Source organism: Paraburkholderia sp. HD33-4 (genome assembly GCF_021390635.1).
Classification (GTDB): domain Bacteria; phylum Pseudomonadota; class Gammaproteobacteria; order Burkholderiales; family Burkholderiaceae; genus Paraburkholderia.
On the sequence record NZ_JAJEJS010000002.1, the window covers coordinates 2018017 to 2033450 of the forward strand.

The 15434-nt window shown below is 58.8% G+C and carries 15 protein-coding genes; 6 read left to right on the forward strand and 9 right to left on the reverse strand.

All coding sequences use genetic code 11. The features are described from left to right. The 6 genes from L0U84_RS29165 to L0U84_RS29190 form a co-directional block, all read right to left on the reverse strand. Entirely contained in the window at positions 1-639 is a 639-nt protein-coding gene (locus tag L0U84_RS29165) for a glutathione S-transferase family protein (protein WP_233855405.1), read from the reverse strand. Further along, the gene (locus tag L0U84_RS29170) at positions 636-1253 is read right to left on the reverse strand and encodes a glutathione S-transferase family protein (RefSeq protein ID WP_233855407.1); all 618 of its coding nucleotides are present in this window, start codon (positions 1251-1253) and stop codon (positions 636-638) included. Before L0U84_RS29170 ends, L0U84_RS29165 begins: the two co-directional genes overlap by 4 nt. A 70-nt stretch (positions 1254-1323) precedes the next feature. Next, positions 1324-2694, reverse strand: coding sequence for a glutathione-disulfide reductase (gor, locus tag L0U84_RS29175; RefSeq protein ID WP_233855409.1), 1371 nt, complete (start codon positions 2692-2694; stop codon positions 1324-1326). Between the two features lie 114 nt (positions 2695-2808). Next, a complete protein-coding gene (locus tag L0U84_RS29180) occupies positions 2809-3108 on the reverse strand; it encodes a YciI family protein (protein ID WP_233855411.1) in 300 nt (99 codons plus the stop codon). An 83-nt stretch (positions 3109-3191) separates the two neighbouring features. After that, complete coding sequence (locus tag L0U84_RS29185) at positions 3192-4199, reverse strand: NAD(P)H-dependent flavin oxidoreductase (protein WP_233855413.1); 1008 nt, start codon at positions 4197-4199, stop codon at positions 3192-3194. A 271-nt stretch (positions 4200-4470) separates the two neighbouring features. Then, positions 4471-4770, reverse strand: a complete 300-nt coding sequence (locus tag L0U84_RS29190; protein WP_233855420.1) for a hypothetical protein — start codon at positions 4768-4770, stop codon at positions 4471-4473. Between the two features lie 1112 nt (positions 4771-5882). Between L0U84_RS29190 and L0U84_RS29195 the strand changes: the two genes are divergently transcribed. Beyond that, entirely contained in the window at positions 5883-6368 is a 486-nt protein-coding gene (locus L0U84_RS29195; protein WP_233855429.1) for a hypothetical protein, read from the forward strand. Between the two features lie 354 nt (positions 6369-6722). On the opposite strand, the gene L0U84_RS29200 is transcribed toward L0U84_RS29195, so the two are convergent. Beyond that, a complete protein-coding gene (locus L0U84_RS29200; protein ID WP_233855431.1) occupies positions 6723-7775 on the reverse strand; it encodes an alpha/beta fold hydrolase in 1053 nt (350 codons plus the stop codon). A 363-nt stretch (positions 7776-8138) separates the two neighbouring features. On the opposite strand from L0U84_RS29200, the gene L0U84_RS29205 reads away from it, so the two are divergent. Beyond that, the gene (locus L0U84_RS29205) at positions 8139-8819 is read left to right on the forward strand and encodes a response regulator transcription factor (RefSeq protein ID WP_233855433.1); all 681 of its coding nucleotides are present in this window, start codon (positions 8139-8141) and stop codon (positions 8817-8819) included. Positions 8820-8838: 19 nt separating this feature from the next. On the opposite strand, the gene L0U84_RS29210 is transcribed toward L0U84_RS29205, so the two are convergent. Continuing rightward, positions 8839-9210, reverse strand: coding sequence for a response regulator transcription factor (locus L0U84_RS29210; RefSeq protein ID WP_233855435.1), 372 nt, complete (start codon positions 9208-9210; stop codon positions 8839-8841). Positions 9211-9348: 138 nt separating this feature from the next. Further along, positions 9349-11187, reverse strand: coding sequence for an ATP-binding protein (locus tag L0U84_RS29215; RefSeq protein ID WP_326491208.1), 1839 nt, complete (start codon positions 11185-11187; stop codon positions 9349-9351). 392 nt (positions 11188-11579) lie between these two features. Between L0U84_RS29215 and L0U84_RS43865 the strand changes: the two genes are divergently transcribed. From L0U84_RS43865 to L0U84_RS29230, 4 genes are all read left to right on the forward strand, one after another. Beyond that, entirely contained in the window at positions 11580-11708 is a 129-nt protein-coding gene (locus L0U84_RS43865) for a hypothetical protein (RefSeq protein WP_267940119.1), read from the forward strand. Between the two features lie 135 nt (positions 11709-11843). Further along, positions 11844-13406 (forward strand): DHA2 family efflux MFS transporter permease subunit, encoded by a 1563-nt coding sequence (locus L0U84_RS29220; RefSeq protein WP_233855439.1) that lies wholly within the window; start codon positions 11844-11846, stop codon positions 13404-13406. Positions 13407-13425: 19 nt separating this feature from the next. Then, entirely contained in the window at positions 13426-13863 is a 438-nt protein-coding gene (locus L0U84_RS29225) for a MarR family winged helix-turn-helix transcriptional regulator (protein ID WP_233855446.1), read from the forward strand. A gap of 48 nt (positions 13864-13911) precedes the next feature. Further along, positions 13912-15417, forward strand: a complete 1506-nt coding sequence (locus L0U84_RS29230) for an efflux transporter outer membrane subunit (protein ID WP_233855448.1) — start codon at positions 13912-13914, stop codon at positions 15415-15417. Positions 15418-15434 lie beyond the last annotated feature (17 nt).

Consider the following 15434-nt stretch of genomic DNA (forward strand, 5'->3'; position numbering starts at 1 on the left):
TCAACTCAGGCCTATCTCGATCACGTGCTTCCGGAATGCCTCACGTTTGCAAAGCGCGTCGTACCATCGTTGTACGTTGTTGTAGTGAGGGCGTTCCACAGGCAGCGTGAACCAGCGGTACGCCAACGGCCCTACCGCAATATCCGCAATCGAAAAGGATGCGCCTCCTAGATATTCCGATCGCTCCAGAAACCGGTCGAGCAAACCGAACAGCTCCGCGTTTTGCGCACGGGCTTCTTCAATTGCATCTGGACGGCGCTGATCAGCGGGTGTGCGGATAATTCTCATAAAGAGATTCCTGCTCGCCGGCGCTAAGGAGGACAACTGCCAATCCAACCACCGATCGACCCAGGAGCGTCCAACGGAGTCAGTCGGATACAGCCCGTTTGCGCGAAAATGATTGGCGAGATACCGGAGTATCGTGTTGGATTCCCATACCACAACGTCTCCGTGGATCAACGTAGGAACAACACCATTCGGATTCTTTGCGAGATAGTCGGCTTCCTTGTTACCACCGAACTGCCCCCCCATATCCACGCGCACGCATGGCTGCTCGATTTCATCAAGCAACCACATGACTTTTTGCACGTTAGAGGAATTGCTTCTCCCGAGAACCGTTAAAGCGTTACGATTCGTCATGGCAGAATCTCCATGCCTCGCTGCACAGCGGGTCTCGAACCGATCGAATCGTACCAACGCTTAACATTTGGGACATCGTCCCACTCAATTTGGTGTAGTCCATAACGTGCCACCCATGGATAAATCGCGATGTCGGCAATCGAGTATTGACTACCTGCGACATATTCCGATTTGCCGAGCCGCGTATCCATGACCTTATACAGTCGATGCGTTTCTTTCGTATAGCGGTCAAGGCCATATGTCTCGTGTGGCGCGTTCCGGCGGAAATGATGCGTCTGCCCGAACATTGGGCCGATGCCGGCCATTTGAAACATCAGCCACTGTATCGTCTGGTGACGTTCAGCTCCGGAGACAGGCAATAATTTACCTGTCTTATCTGCCAGGTAAATCAAAATCGCACCAGATTCAAACAAAGTGATCGCCTTCCCCTGTGGTCCCTGCGGGTCGACAATCACTGGAATCTTATTATTCGGATTCAATTCGAGAAAATTATTCCTGAATTGCTCGCCCTCCGTGATATTCACCATATGCACTTTGAAGGGAATCAATAGCTCTTCTAAAGCTATGGAAACTTTCCTTGCGTTTGGTGTTCCCCAAGCATACAAATCAATCATCTTTCTATCTCCAGTGATGCATTTTCATTAAAGCGACACGTCGTGCCACTGCGCCGCGCTGTTGGTTGAATCAAGACTGCAGCCCGGTTGAATATGTTGCATTTCTTAGCGTGACGAACTCTTCCGCCACGCTCGGATGCACACCCAAGGTAGCGTCAAAATCCGCCTTTGTAGCGCCCGCTTTGAGTGCGACTGCAATGCCTTGAATGATTTCGGCGGCGTCCGGCGCCACGATATGCGCACCCAGGATTCGGTCAGTCGTGTCGTCCGCAATGAGCTTCACCAGAACGCGCTCATTGCGACCGGAGAGTGTCGCCCGCATTGGACGAAAAACGCTGCTGTACACGCGTACACCGCCGTGTCTCGTACAAGCTTCGGCCTCGGTGAGACCTACCGCAGCGACCTGCGGCTGACTGAATACGGCAAACGGAACGCCTTCATGGTCGGTTCCCCGGGACTTGGCTCCGAAGACGGAGTCAGCAAAAGCATGGCCTTCGTGGATCGCGACAGGCGTCAAGTTAATACGGTTTGTGACATCACCCACCGCGTAGATGTGATCGGACGACGTGCGCGAATAACTGTCCACGGGGATCGCTCCGCGTGCGTCAACATGAATACCGACACGTTCAAGGCCCAGACTGGCTGTGTTCGGCCTTCGCCCTGTCGCGGCCATCACTAGATCCACCTCGAGAATCTCGCCACTACCGAGGTAAACGAGATATGCGTTGCGTTTTCTCTCAACCGCGGCGACTGTACTAGCTAGTCGCATCTCAATGCCGCTCGCAGCCAGCTCATTGCCGATATGCTCCCGGACCTGTTCGTCGAATCCACGTAGCAGACTCGATCCACGATGGACCATCCACAACTTTGATCCAAGGCCCTTGAAGATGCCTGCGAATTCGCAGGCTATATATCCACCCCCAACAATCGCGACCGTTTCTGCAGCGTGCTCCATAGCTAACACGTCGTTGGACGTCACCATCAGCTCGGCGCCGGGAATCTCAGGCACCTCTGGCGTCGCTCCAGTCGCGACCAATATGTGGGCCGCCGTAAAGCTCACATCGTTCACGCGAACCTCGTGTGCGCCAACAATGGTTGCTTTTCCCTTTATCACCTCGACCCCGGCCTTGCCGAGTAGCCCCTCATAGACCTGCTCCAGGCGGGCAATCTCTACGTCCTTCGCGCGGATCAGGCTTTCCCACTTGTGTGACGCTTCTGACACCTGCCAGCCGAACCCCTTGCTGTCCTCAAGCGCAAATCCGAATTGGGATGCGTACATCAACAGCTTTTTCGGAACACAACCGCGAATCACGCATGTGCCGCCAAGCCTGTACTCTTCCGCGACAGCGACCTTCGCACCATATCCAGCCGCTATACGACTCGCACGGACGCCACCGGAGCCGCCACCTATAACAAACAGATCAAAGTCATACCGATTCATGGAAAGTTCCCGCACATCGTAAAGAGACGAAGGCATCTACGTTTTTCGCGGTTACCTCCGATAGGTCTGCCGACACAGAGCGTCTACAGAACGGTGATCTTGTCGGTCCTGGACTTATCGCTTGTCCGGATTTCCAGTCCCCCAATCCCAAGGCCTGACCGAAACCTCCGCGAATAGATCTGCCTTTCTGTACGGGTCGTTGGCCGCGAACCGTTCGGCGGTCGAAAGGTCTTGCGCCTCGATCACAAGCAACGAACCGATCATCGTCGTGCCGTCAGGCGCCAGGAGGGGGCCACCCAACCTGTAAGCCACGCCAGGATTGGGGGCGCTCAAGTATTCGCGGTGCGCCGGGCGCGTCTTGGTTCTAACATCGGAGGCCCCGGGTCGGTCAATGGCTACGATAGCGAAGTACATCGAAGTTCCTTAGTGTTGAGGACAAAAGAGGTCGGCACCTTCAATCTAAAGCCCGCTTGACTCCTGGGCTCGTCCTGGCCCGTTCAGCGAACGGTCCGCAAATCCGCGATCTTGTTGAGCGCCGCCTGCGCAGTCGTCTCGATTTCCCGAACGATTTCCGCTACAGGCTTCACCTCACGAATAAGTTCGATCGTTGTGCCAGCGTAGAGCGGACTAGCCTCCCAATCTCCCTCCATGGCATCCCAAGCAGCCGCGGCGTCATAGCGATAAAGTGGCTTTCCATTTGGAAAACTCGATATACGGTCGCGTTCTCCTGGTCGCTGACCGGTGGCTGGACGACCGGCCTCCTCCCATTTGGAGAACGTAGAATTGCGTATCACTCGATGGGGACACTCCTGCCCAACCGGATCGAAGAGCTCGGTCTCGACGAGGTCCGTCGCGCGAGCTGCAACAACCCGCTCCTTGTAACCGCGATGGTTGGCCGATTCCTTGCTCGCGACAAAACGCGTTCCCATCCAGACTCCACACGCACCAAGCGCCATCGCAGCGACCAGGCCCCGCCCATCTGCAATACCGCCCGCCGCTACCACGGGGACCCCTTTGGCGGCGTCAACGATAGAAGGCAAGAGCGACATCGTAGGTGCACTCCCAACGTAATGACCGCCTGCCTCCTGTCCTTGGGAAACGATAAAGTCGACGCCCAGACCCTTTGCTCGGGCCGCTTCGTCGGGGCTGCCCAGTGTCCAGAACACAAGCCCGCCCGCGTCCTTGATGATACGAACATAGGGTTCGATATCGCCCTGCCACACGGAGAAAACGCGCACCCCTGCTTCCAATGCAGTGGCGAGCCACTTCCGGCGATCACGGGTCAACGACAGATTTGCACCAAACCGACCGTTCGTCGCCCGGCTCATTTTGGCAAGCTCGTCCCGTAGAGTCTCTTCCGGCATATGCGCCGCCGCAGTAAAGCCGAAGCAGCCGCTATTGGCCATCGCTCCGAGAAATTCTGCGCTTGAACCTCGCCCAAGAGGACCCGCCACGACTGGAACGCGCAAATCAAGTGCTTGGGTCAACGCTGTTTCGAAAGGCATATCAATTTTTCTCCACGCTCGAATCTCGCCCTAATCACGACTGACTTTTCTCAAATCCGTCTATTCGAAGGTGTCACCAGGTGGCACCTCGTCCGCATTGACCGCAAGATAACCCTTTTTCCTGATGGGATAACTCCTCTCAATCTTGATAGACCTTCAGGCGATTCGAAAAAGTCATGTCTTTGCGTGGAGCGCCCGGTCCGCACTGATCGGTCAAGTTCTACCGGCGGAAGGACGAGAGAGGGCGTTGGGAGTTGACAATCGATTGCCTTCAGCTGCCGTGCGGGCGCGCTGAGTCCTTACCCGAGCCGTGAAGGCCTAAGCGCGCGCTTCGCGTTTGTGCTGCGCGTTCTCGTCGTAGCGGCTGCGGGTTGTTGGCCTCCCCCATCTTCAGTCCCTCGTGCTGCGCATGCTCAACGTTTAGACCCAGATCGCCGCTCGCTGCCGCGTAGCTGCGCAGCTTGTTGTCCGCCACACTCACGAGCGGGCGGCCGAGCCACTCGAGCAGTGTGCGCACCAGCCGTTCGGCCGCCGCCTTGTCGCGGGGCTCTGCACCGAGCACCTCTTCCAAGAGGATTCTTGATTTTTTCGAATCGCCTGAAGGTCTATCAAGATTGAGAGGAGTTATCCCATCAGGAAAAAGGGTTATCTTGCGGTCAATGCAGGCGGCCCACTAAAGACGTTTTCGGGGTGGTAAAGATCTTCGACACACATTTGTGTTCTGTTGCCGCGCCAACCGCCGCCATCAAGGCCTTCCCTTGTATATCCGGTTCATTAAATCGGCGGCAGGTGCATTGATCGATCGGCTGTTGGATGTGTCGATTGAACCTGCAGGCGGGTGCGATTACGTCAAAAAGAGGGGGAACATGCCAAAGGATCAGGACGTTTGTAGTGTCGCGGAATCAAAGCCAGGCGGCATGAAATCTGCCTTACTGAGAGCCGTCACACGGTTCTGCTCTCTAATGGCCTATACGCACAGTGATGTCTGTTTGTACGCTTTGATCTATCTCCCGGACGGCTTCTTCGAGAGCTCCGTGGACGGAGATCCACTAGATGGTGCACAAGTCGATGCCGCCGCAGAAGAGCCAAAGTCGCGGCCGACAGACGGAGAGTTATGCAGACAATAAAAGCCTGCATGCCTAAATTCCTTATCTGGCAATGCGACGATTCATTTGCGGAGCGATTTTATCCGTACCGCGGCGAGGAAAAAGACCCGAAAACAGACATCACTGCTCGGCGTCTGCGGAGTCAGCGCGCGTCAAAATATAGCGAATTCTCAAAATGAAAGACGGTGTGCTGCAGCGGCCACATCCAAATCGCAAAAGCACCAAGTGCATGTAAATCAGATAGGAATATCAACTATTGTTCGTTGTACGGTACACCCGTTCTTCGCACAATCTCCTACGCCTCATCCCGGTCCTGCGGCGCGGCCACTGGCACCATCATGACGGCCTTCTCGTTGGCCGCGATCGCCGGCGTTCCGGTCGGCGTGATGCTCGGCACGCACTTCAGTTGGGCAGCGCCGCCCGCCGTCGCTACGGAGCTCCCCCCGGAGCCGCTCGGCGAAGCCTGATTCTGCTGCGACGGAGGCCGGCCCCCCGGTCGACTTCCTTCGCCTGCGCAGCGTCGTGACAGTAGGCGCGACGCGAGTGAGTGTCAGAAAATAAGATGGGGATTTCACAGATGAACTCGTTCCACCGGGGCGACTGGTTGCAGCTTGCTCAGGCAGGTGGCGGGATGCTTGCCATCGCTGCCGCCGCACTCGTACCTTTCGCGCATGGACTATTCGTCGAACGACGGCGGCGTCGAGCGCAGATGCGGATAATTTTGGCCGTCTGCGCTCGCATGTCCGGACGGCTCGACGACTTGAAGACTGCCTTTGAGCCCAACGTCAATTTGCCGGGTTATACAGAATATGGTGTGGATCGTGATTGGGAGCAGATCCGCCAGACGTTGGCTGCGTTTCCTGTTTGGGACTTTACTGACCACGTGATTGCAGCTCACATCGGGCATCTACGAACCGCTGCAGAGCAAGGCCAAGGTATCGTTAAGAGATACAACTCGGAGCGAGACGCAATCGATCCGATATGCGACGCGTTGCTCGAACGCGTGCTCGCCTGCAAGGTCATCGTGACCCGCGCGGAGATCGAACTCCGCGCGCGCCTGTAAAGCCACGGCACCGCTGGATAAGAGCGGATTTTCTTTCATCCCCGGATCTCGGAATTCACAGTTTGCCAAAGCCGACAATCAGGTATGCGTGCTCTCGGCGGTCGCCGTCGCTTCGCCAAATGGCGACTCATCGCTTGCTCGTCAGCAGACATTCGCCAACCGACTGCGAAGGACCGAAACTGGCCAGTCGCGCACAAACAGGGCCGCGCCAGAAAGCAGCCATACAAACCCGTACAATCAGCGCGGCCTCGCTCATCTTCTGCCGCTCTTCGAATAGGAAGCCTTGGCGGATTCGAGGAAGAGCCATCCCGGTGACCCAGAAGCGGGAATGGCGGTTCGTTTGCAGAGTCGCCGTCAAGCCTTGTCGACGTCAATTATGGCCTTGGCGAACTCTGCCGGCGCCTCTTGCGGCAGATTGTGCCCTATACCGCCGGTAATGGTGCGATGCTCATACTTGCCGACATACTTCTTTGCATAGACGCTCGGGTCAGGATGCGGTGCGCCGTTCGAGTCACCCTCCAAAGTGATCGTCGGACAGGCGATGGACGGAAATGTCGCGATCTTCTTCTCCAATCCATCGTATTTTCTCTCGCCCGGCTCCAGGCGCAAATACCAGCGATAGTTGTAGAGTGAGATAGTAACGAAATCAGGATTTTCAAACGCCCTTGCAGAGCGCTCGAACGTCTCGTCATCGAAGGCCCATTTTGGCGAGGCCTGGTGCCAGATAAACCGGTTGAACTCCTTGGTGTTCCTGGCGTAACCAGTCTGACCGCGGTCGGTGGCGAAATAAAACAGATACCACCATGCGTTCTCAGCGGCTGGCGGCAGCGGCATCCCGGCTGCGGCCTGGCTACCCACGAGATAGCCGCTCACCGAGACCAGCGCCTTGACGCGCTCGGGCCAAAGAAATGCCAGAAGGTTGGCGTTTCTGCCACCCCAGTCAAATCCCCCCACAACCGCTTTATCGATCTTGAGTGCGTCCATGAAGCTGATCGCATCGACCGCGACTGCAGCCGGCTGGCCATTGCGCGGCGTTGAGGCGGAGAGAAACCGCGTTTCGCCGTAGCCGCGCAGGTACGGGACGAGAACGCGGTAGCCGGCCGCCGCGAGTATAGGAGCGACATCGGCGTAACTGTGAATGTCGTAGGGCCATCCGTGGAAGAGCAGCACCGGCGGCCCATCTGCCGGCCCGGCTTCTGCATAAGCAATGCTAAGTACGCCGGCGTTGACATGCTTTAGCGGACCAAAGGACTCTTTCGATGCCCCCGCCGTCCCCGGCGCAGCAATGCGATTGTTGTTGCTCTCCTGTGCATTGGCGCTTGCAATGGTGCCTAGCTGCGAAGCGATGAGACCGAGTACCGATACTCCTAGCAAGGTACGACGCGATTGATTGATATCTCCTGCCATGTGTTGCTCCTTGTGAGATTGACTGCCGGCATCTTCCGCGTAGGTGGTGAGGGGGTGTAGGGAACCTGCAACACGCGAAGACAGTGGCAAAAACGCCGAATCATGAGACGGCGGCCTATCACCCCGAGGCAATGCGTATTGCGCGTGTGCGGCGGATAGTGGTGGCCGGCGAACCGGCCCCTGGTATGCGCGGTCGCTCGTCGAGGCGGGCCACGGAAATATTTAGACGGAGACGGCGTGGTGCACCGCACAAACGGACAATAACCTGCAACAGCGCATGAATTTTCGTGTTCCTTCCGGGCGCGTAGAATAGGCCATTGACGGCCGCGATGAGAACGCCGTCCAGCTTCATAGGGTGACCCGATGGCTGCTGGACCGATCTACCCAGTCATAACCGGCGCTGCAGGAAGTGACGGCCCGGTTGTCTATGTCGTCGATGACGACAAGGCAATCCGGCTTGCGCTCAGCACGCTGATGCGCTCGGTCGGCCTGCGCGTGGAAACGTTTGAGTCCCCTGAAGAATTCCTCCAGTTTCCGTCTGGAAGCGGGCCCAGCTGCCTGATTCTTGATGTCCGGCTCCGCGGGAAAAGCGGAATGGCTTTTCACCAGGAAATCGTCAACAGCGGCATCCGCATTCCTGTCGTTTTCATGACTGCTCATGGAGACATAGAGATGGGAGTGAAAGCGATGAAAGCCGGCGCGCAGGATTTCTTTGCCAAGCCGTTCAAGGACCAGGACATGCTCGACGCAGTCGAGCACGCCCTGGCGCTCGATGGTGAACGACTTGCCGCAGACGCGGCCATGGCTGGACTGCGGGGCTCGTATCAGTCTCTCTCTCCGCGAGAGAAAGAGGTGATGGCCTTTGTCCTGTCCGGGCTGTTGAACAAGCAGATTGCCTCCGAAATGAACCTGAGCGAAATTACGGTGAAGGTCCACCGCGGCCAGGTGATGAGAAAAATGAACGCGCGTTCCATGCCGGACCTTGTCCGCAAGGCCGAATCCCTCGGCATCAAGCCGCATCCATCCAGTTTTGTACGGCGATAGCCTCGCGAGGACATTCCCCCTACGGATTGCCGAGCGCAACCGAGAGCCAGTGAGTCATCACTGCCGCCTGATAGGGTTTCTGAAGAAGCACCAGCGCGCCGTTACTGACCGCCCTCGCATGCAGCGACGGCGTTGGGTACGCGCTGATGAAGATCGTCGCCGGGGCATGGCCTTGCGCAAGCAGGCGCTCGTGCATCTCCACACCCGACATGCCGGACATACGGATGTCGGAGATGAGGCAGGATGTGTCGGCGACTTGCCCAGACACGAGAAATTCTTCGGCTGACTCGAACATGCGCGCCTGCCAGCCTAGTGACCGCACCAGGCTTCCTAACGCGAGACGAACGGCTTTATCGTCGTCAACAATCGAGACAACAGGTGTTGTTTGCAAAGTGGCGGCCCTCGAACTTTCTTCCTACGGGATAAAGAGCGGATAACCCGCTCGCCCGTATTCTTATCTGGAGGTTAGCGCACAACCGCCCATGCCGCGATGATACGAATGTATAACTGATGCGAACGCTGGCGGGGGCTAAACGAGTGCTGCGGACACTCGCGCGGGCGGCAAACTGAAACTGAATGTCGAGCCACCTTCGGGGTTGTTGGATGCCCAGATGTGACCGCCATGCGCCTCGATGATCGAACTGCATATTGCCAGCCCCATCCCCATACCTGTGCTGCGCGTCGTAAAGAAGGCCTCGAACAGACGCGACAGGTTCTCCTCGCTGATGCCGGGCCCTGAGTCTCGCACCGCTACCACTACGTTTTCTTCGTTGTCTATTCCGGATTGGACCGCAAGTTCACGCTCGCCGTCGACGGTGGCCATCGCCTGCACACCATTGATGATGATGTTGATGAGCACCTGCTGAAGTTGTACACGGTCGCCAAGCACCGCCGGAAGTCCGGGCGCGAGATTCAGCACAAGCGATCCACCGTGGTTCTTGACCTCACCACGAATCAGCGTCACCACTTCGTCAATGAGTTCGTTAACCTCAACGAGTGCCCTGTCAGGTGGAGCGCCCTTCATCAATTTCCTCACACGCTGCACGATTTCAGCCGCCCGGTTTCCCTCCCCAGTTATCTGGGTCATGCACGCCTCAATCTCTTCCACGTCGAGCGGCTGGCGTCGCAGCCAGCGCAGACCGGCCTCGGCATTCGTGATGATGGCGGCAAGCGGCTGACCGACCTCATGTGCAATCGACGCGCTGAGTTCGCCGAGGGCGGTGATGCGACTGGCGCGCGCGAGCTCGTTTTGCGCCTGCCGCAACTGTTCCTCTGTCTGCTTTGCCTCCGTCACGTCCATCACGGCTCCGATGAACTGCCTGCTATCCGCCTGACCGGTTGTTCGGTGAACCACGACTTGAAGGTGCTTGATCCTCCCATCCGGAAACAACAGGCGATGCTCGACGTCAAAATCACTCTTCGAACCTCTGGCCTGTGCGAGCAGTTGCTCAAACACCTGCATGTCGTCCGGGTGCACACGCTGCCGGACCATGTCAATCGTGGGCGTCCTTGCCACGTCGTACTCGAAGATATTGAAGGCCTGCTCAGACCAGAATACCGTGCCGGTCGAGACGTTCCACCCGAAGCTACCGGTACGACTCAGCTTCTGCGCTTCAGCAAGATACTGCGCCTGACTTTTTCGCAGCCACTCCTCGGCACGCTTGCGCTCCGTGATGTCGTTGTTTGTCTCAAGGGTGGCGATCAGCGCGCCCGGCTCGTCCCGCTGCATTGTCCAGCGACTGGCCACGATGACCTCAGAGCCATCGCGTTTGGTGTGAACCAGTTCGCCTTCCCAGTGCCCGTCGCGAATATACAGTTGTTGAATTTCCTCGCGAGGCAGCGGAAACAGGGTCCGGAGAAGCTCATCGGCGACTTTCCCGGTCGCCTCTTCCTGTTTCCAGCCATAGAGCGTTTCCGCGGCGTGATTCCAGTACGTGATCACTTCGTTCTGGTCGCGGACAAACACGGTGTCGTGGGTCAGGTCGAGGAGCCGCGCCTGGGCACGCTGCACTTTCTCAATGCGGTTAATCCGTCTGACAAGCGTTGTGACAGCGATTGACGTGATGAAGAAGGTAACAAGCGGAATATAGTCCTCGGCATAGGCTATCCGAAAGCTATAGAGGGGCGAAGTGAAAAAAAAGTCCAGTAGCGCGGCGCCCACAACCGAGAAAATCGCGGATGAAATGAAGCTGTCCTTCAAGGACAACACGACAATGACAATCAGGAGACAGAAGCCGGTGGTGCTCAAACGCAGCTGCAGTCGGAAACAGGCTGCAGCAACGGCGCCGAGCGCGATGCAGCCCCCAATCCACAAAGGGACCAGATATTTAAGGCCGCCGTTACCATATGAAGAACCTGAAGGCTGCACAGAACGCCTCCCTTAGCGCAACTTTACTCACTGCTTGCATCCGGTCTGACGCAACGGCTCTGGGCGTCTCAGGCCCACACAGCGTTCGTGCCTCGAACCTTCTGTTGCTCCTCTCCAGATAATAGTCGCCGGAGCATGCTTCGCGCAGATCGAAGCCACTCGCGAAGCCTCCTCAACGCGCCTATACGACCGTATAGTCGCGCTACGCTAACGCGGCATCGGCATATCCCACCGTAGAGTAGATTCGCCATCCGGCGAAGCCTAATCTTCTTTCATCGCGACAGCACTCGTCCTCAGGATAGCGCAGGACTCGCGAGCCGGCCCGACGAGAACACCGCCTTTTCGGTTGCCCGCCCGACCGGTTCCGTCCATATCTTCTCCAAGGAATCATCGTGTCACACGTTCTGCATAGCTGGATATATATCGGATGCAACGCATACGACGAGTACACGTTCGTGCCGTGGCTCGACAGGAATGTCTATCGCCGTACCGTCGACCTCTCCACGATTTGCATCCAGTAGCCGACACTCATCGGCCATTCAACCTCAACCCTTTGTCATGCCGGATACGGATCGGGGTGCGTCTTCCGCATTGGGGAGAGCGCGAACTCGATCAAACACGACAGTCGCCCACGATTGCCTCTTATAGGACGCAGTATGAACCTGCCGCAAAACGCGAGCGCTCATGCGCCATTGACTGGCTGGCAGTTCGCACTGGGCGCGTTCGCGGTGTCCCTTGCCACCTTCATGAACGTGCTGGATTCGTCGATCGCCAATGTCGCGATCCCCACGCTCTCCGGCGACCTGGGTGTGTCGGTCGATGAAGGCACGTGGGTCATCACGCTGTTCTCGGCCGCCAACGCAGTGGCGATTCCGCTGACCGGGTGGCTCACGCAGCGGATCGGGCAGGTCAAGCTCTTCGTGGCAGCGATCCTGCTGTTCGTGGTGTCGTCCGCGGCGTGCGGCTTCGCGCCCAGCCTGCCTGTTCTGCTCGTCGCTCGTATCGTACAAGGCGCGGTGGCGGGACCGCTGGTGCCGTTGTCGCAAGCGCTCCTGCTCACTACGTTTGCGCGAGAAAAAAGCTCGAACGCGCTGGCGCTGTGGGCGATGACCGCAACGGTCGGGCCGATCGCCGGGCCGGCTCTCGGCGGCTGGATCACTGACAACTACAGCTGGTCGTGGATCTTCTATATCAACGTGCCCGTCGGCCTGTTCGCCGCCGCGGTGATCTGGGCGCTCTACCGCAGGCGCGAAACGCCATCGCGCAAGCTGCCGGTTGACAAGGTAGGGCTCCTCTCGCTGATCGTGTGGGTGGGCTCGCTGCAGATCATGCTCGACAAGGGCAAGGATCTCGACTGGTTCAATTCGCCAGTGATCTGGGCGCTCACGATCGTCGCGCTGGTCGCATTCCTGTTCTTCGTGATCTGGGAGCTGACCGAGGCCATGCCGATCGTCGACCTGCGCCTGTTCAAGCGACGCAACTTCCTGGGCGGCACCATCGCGATATCGATCGCGTACGCGGTCTTCTTCGCCAACCTCGTGATCCTGCCGACGTGGATTCAGGAGTACCTGGGTTACCGGGCCGTCGATGCGGGACTCGTGACGGCGCCGCTCGGCATCTTCGCCGTGCTCCTTGCGCCGGTCATGGGCAAGATCATGCCGAGATCGGACATGCGGGTGCTGGCGACGCTCGCCTTCCTCGGCTTTGCGGGCGTGTTCCTGATGCGCTCGTGGTACACGACGGGCATCGACTCTTACACGCTGGTTCTGCCGACGCTGCTGCAGGGCATCCCAATGGCGCTGTTCTTCACGCCGCTCACGGCAATCATCCTGTCGGGCTTGCCACCGGAGAAGATCCCGGCGGCCGCGGGTCTGTCGAACTTCGCGCGGATCTTCGCGGGCGCGGCGGGCACGTCGCTCCTGAGCACCATCTGGAACGACCGTACGATCCAGCACCATTCGCGACTCGCCGAGCAGACCAGTTTGAACAACCCGGCCTATGTGCATGCGCTCACCGGTATTCAGACGATGCTGCATGCGAGTCTCTTCAAAGCTGAGGCCTATTTCGAAGTGCAATTGAGCGCGCAGGCGGCGATGCTTGGCCTCAACGACGTGTTCTGGCTGTCGGCGGTGATTTTTATCGCAATCATTCCGCTCATCTGGGTCACCAGGCCCAGCAAGGACGGCGCGAAGAACGCGGCGGGCGCGGGCGGTCACTGAACTGCGAGCGAACCTTCCTATGAAGCATTACACGCCCGAAAGTTTTTCGCAGACGCCAAGCGTCGGTTTCTTGCTAACCAAGGCTCGCAACCTGATCACTGCGGAAATGGACTCGGCCCTCAAGGATCTCGACATCACCGGCCGGCAGATGGGCATTCTCCTGGCGATGCAACGCGGCCTCGCCGCCACGCCGTTCGAGCTCTCGAAGATGTTGTCCGTCGATACCGGACTGATGACCCGGATGCTGGACAAGCTGGAAACGAAGAGGCTGCTGAAACGCTCGCGCAGCGTGGATGATCGCCGGGTGGTCAACCTGGTGCTGACGCAGAAGGGCGAGGAAATCGCGGCTGAGATTCCGAATATCGCACCGGAAGTGCTGAACGCGCGGTTGAAGACACTCACGACGGCGGAGTTCGAAGAGCTGTGCCGTCTGCTTTGCAAATTCATCGGAGCGTGAGCGCCGCGGCGTACCCCTTTTTTAACCATTAATCTCACAGGTCAGAAAATGAAAGCGCAGATTTCTAGATGCACCAGCGGTACCCGTGCGATGAAAACGGGGCTGTCGGTGATGCTGGTGGCGCTGCTCTCGGCATGCGCCAACTATGCGGGTATTCACAGCGACAAGCAGATGGCCCAGCCGCAACAGTTCGAGACGACGCAAAGCCTCCCGGCCGAAGGCGGTCACTGGCCGGCCGCCGACTGGGCCGACCAGTTCGGTGACGCGCAGCTGAAGGCCCTGATCGAGGAAGCGCTCAAGGGCACCCCGACGATTGCGCAGGCGCGCGCTCGCATCGCCGGGGCGCAAGCCTATGCGGGCACCGCGAAGGCCAGCACGATGCCACGCGTCGACGCCTCGTACTCGTTGACGCGCCGGCAGTTCAGCGGCACGGCCGAAGTGCCGCCGCCCTACGCGGGCAGCTGGCAAACCCAGAACACCGGACTGCTGAGCGCTTCGTTCGATCTGGATCTGTGGGGCAAGAATCGCGAAGCGCTGAAGTCGGCGCTTTCCCAGGTACAGGCGAGCGAGGCCGACGCGGAAGCCGTCAAGCTCACGCTGACGACCGCGGTTGCCCGCACCTATAACCAGCTTGCGCGGCTTTACGTGCTGCACGATATCGCCCAGCAGGAAGTCGGGCGCCGCGAACAGATCGACCGCATCACGGCCGAGCGCATCGCGACCGGGCTCGATACCGAGGTCGAGCGCAAGACGGCGCAGGCGAATCTCGCGAGCGCCCGCTCGGTGCTCGCCGCACTCGACGGCAGCATCCTGACGACCCGCTACCAGTTGGCCGCGCTCATGGGCGAAGGCCCCGACCGCGGGCTCGCGATCACGCGGCCGGCGCTCGGCGTCGGCGACCAGGTGCGTCTGCCGGACAATCTTCCCGCCAACCTCGTGAGCCGCCGCCCGGACATCGTCGCGGCCCGCTGGCGCGTCGATGCGTTTACGCACGATGTGAAGGAAGCGAAGGCTGAGTTCTACCCGGACATCAATCTGAGCGCCGCGATCGGTCTCGACGCGTTCGGCTTCGGCCGCTTTCTGACGGCGGCGAGTCGCACGGCCAGCGTCGGTCCGGCGATCTATCTGCCGATCTTCGACGCGGGTGCGCTGCGTTCGCAACTGAAGGGCCGTTACGCCGATTTCGACGACGCCGTCGCGACCTACAACCAGACGCTAATCAGCGCCTTGAGCAATGTGGCGACGCAACTCGCGCAGATCCGCTCGAGCGACGCGCAGATTGGCGATGCGCAAGCGGCACAACAAGACGCACGCCAGGCCGACGAGCTGGCGCTCACGCAATACAAGGGCGGCCTGACGAATCAGCTGACTGTGCTCAATGCCGACGTGCTCACGCTGCAGGCCGATCAGGCCGTCGCCAACCTGCTGATGGACCGGCGCGACCAGAAGATCGCGCTCGCATCGGCACTTGGTGGCGGCTATATCGATACGTCATCCGATGCAACACACCGTGTGGATCCAGCCGCGCCGTCTAACTCCGTCGCCGCGCGTTGAAACGGCACGTTCGTAAA